9 protein-coding genes are annotated in these 6,847 nt (G+C 49.9%); all 9 read left to right on the top strand.

What is annotated here, in order from left to right; genetic code table 11:
• Positions 1–155 (top strand): Flp family type IVb pilin (locus PK629_06865; GenBank protein ID HOP11194.1); only part of this gene is annotated, 155 nt, incomplete at its 5' end.
• 33 nt (positions 156–188) lie between these two features.
• Positions 189–371 carry a Flp family type IVb pilin gene (locus tag PK629_06860; protein ID HOP11193.1) on the top strand — a complete coding sequence of 61 codons (183 nt, stop codon included), beginning with the start codon at positions 189–191 and terminating at the stop codon, positions 369–371.
• Positions 372–457: 86 nt separating this feature from the next.
• The gene (locus PK629_06855; GenBank protein ID HOP11192.1) at positions 458–871 is read left to right on the top strand and encodes a TadE/TadG family type IV pilus assembly protein; all 414 of its coding nucleotides are present in this window, start codon (positions 458–460) and stop codon (positions 869–871) included.
• 13 nt (positions 872–884) lie between these two features.
• Positions 885–2,087, top strand: coding sequence for a pilus assembly protein TadG-related protein (locus tag PK629_06850; protein HOP11191.1), 1,203 nt, complete (start codon positions 885–887; stop codon positions 2,085–2,087).
• A gap of 38 nt (positions 2,088–2,125) precedes the next feature.
• Positions 2,126–2,551, top strand: coding sequence for a pilus assembly protein (locus tag PK629_06845; GenBank protein ID HOP11190.1), 426 nt, complete (start codon positions 2,126–2,128; stop codon positions 2,549–2,551).
• A gap of 67 nt (positions 2,552–2,618) precedes the next feature.
• Complete coding sequence (locus PK629_06840) at positions 2,619–3,608, top strand: pilus assembly protein TadG-related protein (GenBank protein ID HOP11189.1); 990 nt, start codon at positions 2,619–2,621, stop codon at positions 3,606–3,608.
• 39 nt (positions 3,609–3,647) lie between these two features.
• Positions 3,648–4,349: a Flp pilus assembly protein CpaB gene (cpaB, locus tag PK629_06835; GenBank protein HOP11188.1), complete on the top strand. Its 702-nt coding sequence runs from the start codon at positions 3,648–3,650 to the stop codon at positions 4,347–4,349.
• A gap of 5 nt (positions 4,350–4,354) precedes the next feature.
• Positions 4,355–5,491 carry an AAA family ATPase gene (locus tag PK629_06830; GenBank protein HOP11187.1) on the top strand — a complete coding sequence of 379 codons (1,137 nt, stop codon included), beginning with the start codon at positions 4,355–4,357 and terminating at the stop codon, positions 5,489–5,491.
• A 37-nt stretch (positions 5,492–5,528) separates the two neighbouring features.
• A complete protein-coding gene (locus PK629_06825) occupies positions 5,529–6,845 on the top strand; it encodes a CpaF family protein (protein HOP11186.1) in 1,317 nt (438 codons plus the stop codon).
• The last annotated feature ends 2 nt before the right edge of the window (positions 6,846–6,847 follow it).

Here is a 6,847-nt window from a genome sequence, read left to right as displayed (position 1 = left end):
ACGGTCAGGGTATGGTCGAATACGGTCTGATCATCGCACTCGTCGCGGTCGCGGTTATCGTGGCCATCACAGCACTCGGCGACAACATCAAAGGCATCTTCAACAAAGCCGGAAGTGAGCTCAGCAACGCCATTACTTCCTCGTCAGCCACCTAATTAAAAAACAAAATATAACGGAGGAGAAAAATCATGTTGAAAAAATTCTTTAACGACGAAAACGGTCAGGGTATGGTCGAATACGGTCTGATCATCGCACTCGTCGCGGTCGCGGTCATCGTAGCCATCACGGCACTCGGCGACAATATCAAAGGCATCTTCAACAAAGCGGGAAGTGAGCTCAGCACCGCCATTACTTCCTCGTCAGCCACCTAATAATCAAGTAGCAAGACATCGCGCGGAGCGGGTTCTCCGCTCCGCGCGTACTTATTGCAAGCATCATGCAAGGAGGTGTGCGGAAAATGAATAAGCAATTTCTCAAAAACAAAATAAGGCATTGCGAAAGCGGTCAATCGATGGTAGAGATGGCGCTTATCACCCCGGTTCTGCTCCTCTTGCTGTGTGGTATCATCGAATTCGGAATTCTGTTCGGAAACCAGCTCACGATCCAAAATGACTCACGCGAGGCTGCTCGTTATGCATCCATCCATGCGACCGAAACCGATGTGGAAGATTCAATCGCTGAAATGCTCGGAACAGATGCGCTCACGTCCGACAAAACCGTTACCATCAGTTTTACCGATTCATCTCATAAAACCGGATATGTGACCGTTACAGTCACAACCATAGCCCCGGCGATCACGCCGATCGGATATATGTTTTTTGAAGACGGAGAAAAAGAACTCGTCTCCGCCACGACCATGAAGGTCGAATAATTGGGAGGAACCGATGTTTAAACATTTAAAAAAATTTATAACCGGAGAACGCGGTTCTTCTCCTTGGGTCGCAGTATTTTCAATGACCGTCCTGCTGGCTTTCACTGCGATGGCAGTAGATCTGGGAATGGCGTATATGCAGGCGTCCAAACTTCAGGCGGCACTCGATGCCGGAGCGCTTGCGGGAGCTGCATACCTTCCCAATACTACGGAAGCAACCGCAGCCGCCATCGAATGTGTGGAACTCAACGGTTATACCGCATCCGATATCAGTATCAGTTTTTCCGACTCCGATTCAAAAATTTCCTTGACATCCGCCAAAGAAATCGATACGATGTTTTTGAAAGCACTCGGTATCAACCAGTGGAACATCGCGAAAAAGGCGGCCGCAGCAAAAACTAACAGCGGTGGCGGAGGCGGCGTTTTTGGTTACCGGATTTTTTACGGGAGCAACAATGGAGCATTAAGTATGGGAGGACAGTTTACCATCAATGGCAGTGTTCACGGTAACAACAATGTCTCCATTGACCCGGGACAGGGCGTTATCACGGGAATGGTTGAAGCAGTCAAGAACCTGCACATCAATGAATGGACCACTACGGTGGGCGGCACCGTTTGTCCCGCACAATTTATTGAAATGCCCGATTTTACGGAAGTCGTCGACAACATCATGCCCGACAGCTATGACGAATATGCCGTCGCCAAAACCTATAATGAACCATGGTGGAGGCAGACTTGGACCGGCAGCAAATATATCACCGGAAATGTCAGTGTCAGCAACGGCGTCGATATCTACGGGGACGTCTACATCGACGGCAATCTATCAGTCAGCGGTGGCGGACCTTTCATCATTCATGGTAATTTATATGTCGATGGAAATATCAATTTCGGAAATAACGTCGATATCAGCGGAAGTGTAATGGCTACGAAAAACATTACCTTTTCCGGCGGTCAGAATCAAGTTGATTCCAGCACCTCTCTTTGTATCTATTCGAAAACCGGCAATATCAATATCACCATGAGTAGCATGACGGCCACAGGAATCATCTATGCGCCAAACGGCGTGATTAATTTGGCCGGTAATAACCTAACCTTCTACGGCAGCATTATTGGCGACAAAGTCAGCGGCATTCCCGCCAATCTGATTATGGATGAGCCCTCAGAACCGATCGACTTTCTACCCGCTGGAGAGGCCACAATCAAACTTGTTGAATGAAATCCTCATTAAAATAAATTTTAAAGGAGGTGTGCACAGTGAGAACGAAACAAAACTCTTTCATCAGCAAAAAACGCCGTGAGAACGGGCAAAGCATGGTTGAATTCGCTTTGACACTCCCGTTGATTCTGCTCTTGCTGTGCGGAATCTTTGAACTCGGGTGGGTATACGGCAACTCTCTGGCAGTTCAGAATGCAACCCGCGAAGGCGTTCGCGCCGGCATCGTAGCCAGCGCACAGGAGGAAAACAATCAGCTGGTAACAGACAGGATTCTCTCTATGGTCCCGGACGCGGCAAAAGACGTCACAATCGACATCGTTTACAGCGATACCGTGAATTTTCGGGCGGGTGACATTACTGTCACCGTCAGTTATTCCTTAAAAGGAATTACGCCCTTTTCAACGTTATTTACCCCTGACGGAATATATGATCTCACCACCGCATGTACAATGAAAATGAGTTAAAACGGGAAAACCTTGATTTTATTATCAGAAACCGAATACCCAGTCCCTTGAAAGGAGACCGACCGTCATGAAGAACATTCTGAAAGATGAGCAAGGCAGCAACATCGTTGTCGTTGCGCTTTCAATCACCGTGATTCTGGTTTTTGCCGCGTTTGTCGTTGATCTGGGTGCTGCATACTTCAAAACAGCAGAAGTTCAGACAGCTGCAGATGCAGCGGTTATGGCAGCGGGAATGGAACTCCCGGTGAATGTTAACGACACCTCGAAACAATCCTCTATGATCGCGACCGTACTGGAGTACTTAAACAAAAACGGCATTACCGACACCACCGAAGTGAACGTTTATTTTTCCGATGAAGAAAACGAATTCTATACCCGTATCGGAGTGGATGTTCCGGCTACATCACCGACAGAGTTTGCAAAAATCATCGGCGTGAATGAGGTGACTTTCACCCGGAGTGCAGAAGCCCGCACCATCCCCTGCACCGCACTCAGCGATCTTGTTCCGCTCTCCGCCAGAGAAGACGTTCTCGCCGAACTGATTGCAAGCGGCAATACCGAACACGTCATCCTCAAATACGGCTCAAACACAGAAGAAGTCGAGCAAGGCGCTTTCGGTGCCATCGATCTTGACGGTGTCAAAGGCGGCGGCGCGAACGATTATGTCAGTTGGTTGGAAAACGGTTATCAAGGCGAGCTTACGGTGGGCACGATACTGCCGATCGAAGGGGGCAATATGGACGGTCCCACACTGACCGGGTTGTCTGAAAGATTTAATGCCTGTACGCATTATCAGAGTATCGGCGGCTGTACGGCAGAACATTATGTCTCCGATTGCCCGCGGGTGATGAAGGTGCCGGTCATCCAATATGTCGACTCCAAAAACGTGAAAATCGTCGGATTTGCGGCATTCATTATCGAAGATTATACAACTTATGCCGACGACGGATACGTCATCGGAACATATGTCGACATGGTAAACATCGGCGCATCCAAAGGAGATCTGACCGGAACGGCGGAAGATTTCGGCGTTTACAGTTTGACCCTTTCCAAATAATTTTGATTTTTTATTTTAAAAACGGGGGAATTATTAAACATGAAAAAGGTTTACATTATTGCGGCTATCCTGGCTGTCTTATCCGGAGCACTGCTGTTGTTATACCTCGGTAATTTGGAGGCTTCAAGCGAGACTCCCATTGAAACCGAAGCCGTCGTTACAGCGGTCAGAGACATTCCGGCTTATACGACCATCGATGCCAGCATGCTCACAATCACCAACTATCCCAAAGGATCCGCACATCCGAAAGCCGCCCGCAGTATTTCGGACGTCGTCGGAAAAACAACCGAAAGCCTGATCCTGTCCGGGGAACAAATCTTAACGGAAAAACTCAAATCGGAAGGCAGCAGCCTCTCTTATTTACTTCCCGACGGGATGCGTGCGGTTACTATTGCCGTCGATGAGGTTTCCGGTATTGCCGGATTCATCAAAATCGGCGATTATGTAGACATTATCTGCAATACCAATACCGAGTACAGTGATACCTACAATACCACTTTCGTTGTGGCTCAAAACGTCAAGATCGCCGCGCTCGATAAGCAAATGGTCACCTCAACCACATCCAGCGGGACCACTGTAGCAACGTCTTATACCTACCTCACACTGTTTGTAACGCCGCAGCAGTCACTGGATATTATACACAGTTACCGTGCCGGCGTGCTCTCGGTTGCTCTGCGCAGGGTCAATGATCATACGACTGCCGATATGAACCCGGTCGATAACAACGACCTTCTGAGGTGAGCGCTATGACATTAGAACAAGTTAAAACAATTATTGTCACCGCCAACAGCGAAGACGCGCAATCCATAAAATCCATATTGGGCAGCGAAGATTTTTATTTCTCCGCCTGGGTTACACCCGAAGCCACGGGCTTGAATAAGATTGGCAATCAATCCGTCGATCTGGTGCTGATCGCCGTCGGCGAAGAGTCGGAGGCGGAATTCAACTTCGCAGAACGCCTGTATATGACCCGTAGCGACATTATCATCGTTATGCTTGCCCGGGAATTGAGCACCGGATTGGTCACGCGTGCAATGGACGCCGGCGTCTCCCGTATTTTCGATATTACTTCGGAACCGGAGACCATCCGTACTGCGATTCTCACCGCTACCAACCGGGAGAAAAACCGCGCTGCGGCCGGCGGCGGACAGACCACCGCTTATCGCTCACATATCGTACAGTTCTTCTGCCCGAAAGGCGGTACCGGGAAAACGACTCTCGCCGTGAATCTTGCCGTATCTTTGGCACAGCAGGGACGAAAAGTTGCACTCATAGACCTTGATCTGCAATTCGGCGACGTCGGAATCTTTCTGGATATCAACAATGCCGATACCATCACCGATCTCGTGCAGGAAAATAAATTCGACTCCGCCACGCTGCAGGGTTACCTGACCCGCCATTCCAGCGGAGTGGACGTGTTGCTTGCAAGCCGCGCGCCCGAATATGCCGATCTGATCAAACCGGAACACATCGAGACTCTTTTATCGGCGCTCAGATATGAATATGACTTTTTAGTACTCGATATGGCGCCGGCTTTCAACGACTGTACCATTGCAGCCATGGAACAATCCGATGCGATCTTCTTCGTCGTAACCGAGGATATCTCCACCCTGCACCACGCCAAGACCTGTTACAAGGTGTTTGAAGCCTTGAACCTGCTGACCAAAGTAAAGCTGGTCGTCAACAAAGACGGTTTATCCGGCATCAGCGTACGGGACGTGGAACGCATCCTCGAACAGAAAGTCGTGCTCTCCCTTCCGGACGATCCCAAGACCGTCACCCAGGCACTTAACCGGGGTATACCGGTTGTGACCGGAGACAAACGCTGCCGTTTCGCCATTGAGATGGACAATTTTGCGCGGCGGCTCGGCAAGAATAAATAAGTCATGTTATATGATTTCGGTGAAAGGATGATGGGTTATGGGACTGCTGGATAAAATCGATACCAAAAAGACAACTGATACCATAAAACCCGGCACACCCGTCCAAAATGCCGATGAATTTTCCGCATTGCGCTCAAAGGTGCATATGGAAGTCGTCGAAGCCATGAATAAACGGGAAGACCGCCAGGGAAAAGACATGTCCGAATCCGATACCCGCGCTTTGATCGACTCGATTCTCGGACAGAACAATGAGTCTCTTCCCCGCTCCGACCGAGGCCGGATTGCAGATGAAATTTATGATCAAATTCGGGGTCTCGGTCCGCTGGAAAAACTGATGTATGATGCCGGTACCACTGAAATCATGGTCAACGGCCCGAAAAATGTCTATATTGAACGCAAAGGCAAAATCGTACGCACCGACGTAACTTTTGATGATGACAATCAACTGCTCAACGTCATTGATCGTATTGTATCGCCTCTCGGCCGTCACATTGACGAGGCCAATCCCATGGTGGATGCCCGCTTGCCCGACGGATCGCGTGTCAATGCGGTCATCCCGCCGCTCTCTCTGAAGGGGCCGCTGCTCACCATCCGAAAGTTTTCAAAAGTCCCGCTGACTATCAACGACCTTATTGGTTACGGTTCTTTGACCTATAAGATGGCTGCATTCCTTGAGGCCTGCGTTAAAGGACGTCTGAACATCGTCATCTCGGGCGGTACCGGAAGCGGTAAAACGACTCTTTTGAACATTTTATCGGGCTATATCCCGCACGATGAACGCATCATCACCATTGAGGACGCCGCAGAACTCCAGCTGCGTCAGGAACATGTTCTGACGCTTGAGAGCCGCCCTGCAAATCTTGAAGGCAAAGGCCAAATCGCAATCCGCGATCTGGTCCGAAACGCTTTGAGAATGCGTCCCGACCGTATCGTCGTCGGTGAGGTGCGCGGAGGAGAGGCCTTGGACATGCTGCAGGCCATGAACACCGGTCATGACGGTTCAATGACAACCGGCCATGCCAACTCCTCCCGAGATATGCTCGCACGTATGGAAACCATGGTACTGATGGCCGGCATGAACCTTCCGCTGGCCGCTATCCGCCAACAGATCGCCGGCGCCATTGATCTCATCGTCCAGCAATCCCGTATGCGTGACGGAACAAGAAAAGTCACCGGCATCAGCGAGATCTTGGGTATGGAAGGCGATGTCATCACGACTCAGGATATTTTCGTCTACGAGCACCCCAAAATCGGTGAAAGCACCGGACATTTTGTCAACACGGGCATCAAACCGCGCTGTACCGAAAAGATGTCTGACAACGGCGTCGGCGTGCGTGACGAATGGTTTTCATAATT

Source organism: Oscillospiraceae bacterium, from assembly GCA_035380125.1.
In the GTDB taxonomy this organism is placed as follows: domain Bacteria; phylum Bacillota; class Clostridia; order Oscillospirales; family JAKOTC01; genus DAOPZJ01.
This window is presented reverse-complemented; position numbering and strand designations above follow the sequence as displayed.

What these genes read in the sequence shown, in the direction of transcription:
- PK629_06860 (HOP11193.1), top strand. Translation starts at nt 189, where the DNA reads ATGTTGAAAAAATTCTTTAACGACGAAAACGGTCAGGGTATGGTCGAA.
- PK629_06855 (HOP11192.1), top strand. Translation starts at nt 458, where the DNA reads ATGAATAAGCAATTTCTCAAAAACAAAATAAGGCATTGCGAAAGCGGT.
- PK629_06850 (HOP11191.1), top strand. Translation starts at nt 885, where the DNA reads ATGTTTAAACATTTAAAAAAATTTATAACCGGAGAACGCGGTTCTTCT.
- PK629_06840 (HOP11189.1), top strand. Translation starts at nt 2,619, where the DNA reads ATGAAGAACATTCTGAAAGATGAGCAAGGCAGCAACATCGTTGTCGTT.
- cpaB (HOP11188.1), top strand. Translation starts at nt 3,648, where the DNA reads ATGAAAAAGGTTTACATTATTGCGGCTATCCTGGCTGTCTTATCCGGA.
- PK629_06830 (HOP11187.1), top strand. Translation starts at nt 4,355, where the DNA reads ATGACATTAGAACAAGTTAAAACAATTATTGTCACCGCCAACAGCGAA.
- PK629_06825 (HOP11186.1), top strand. Translation starts at nt 5,529, where the DNA reads ATGGGACTGCTGGATAAAATCGATACCAAAAAGACAACTGATACCATA.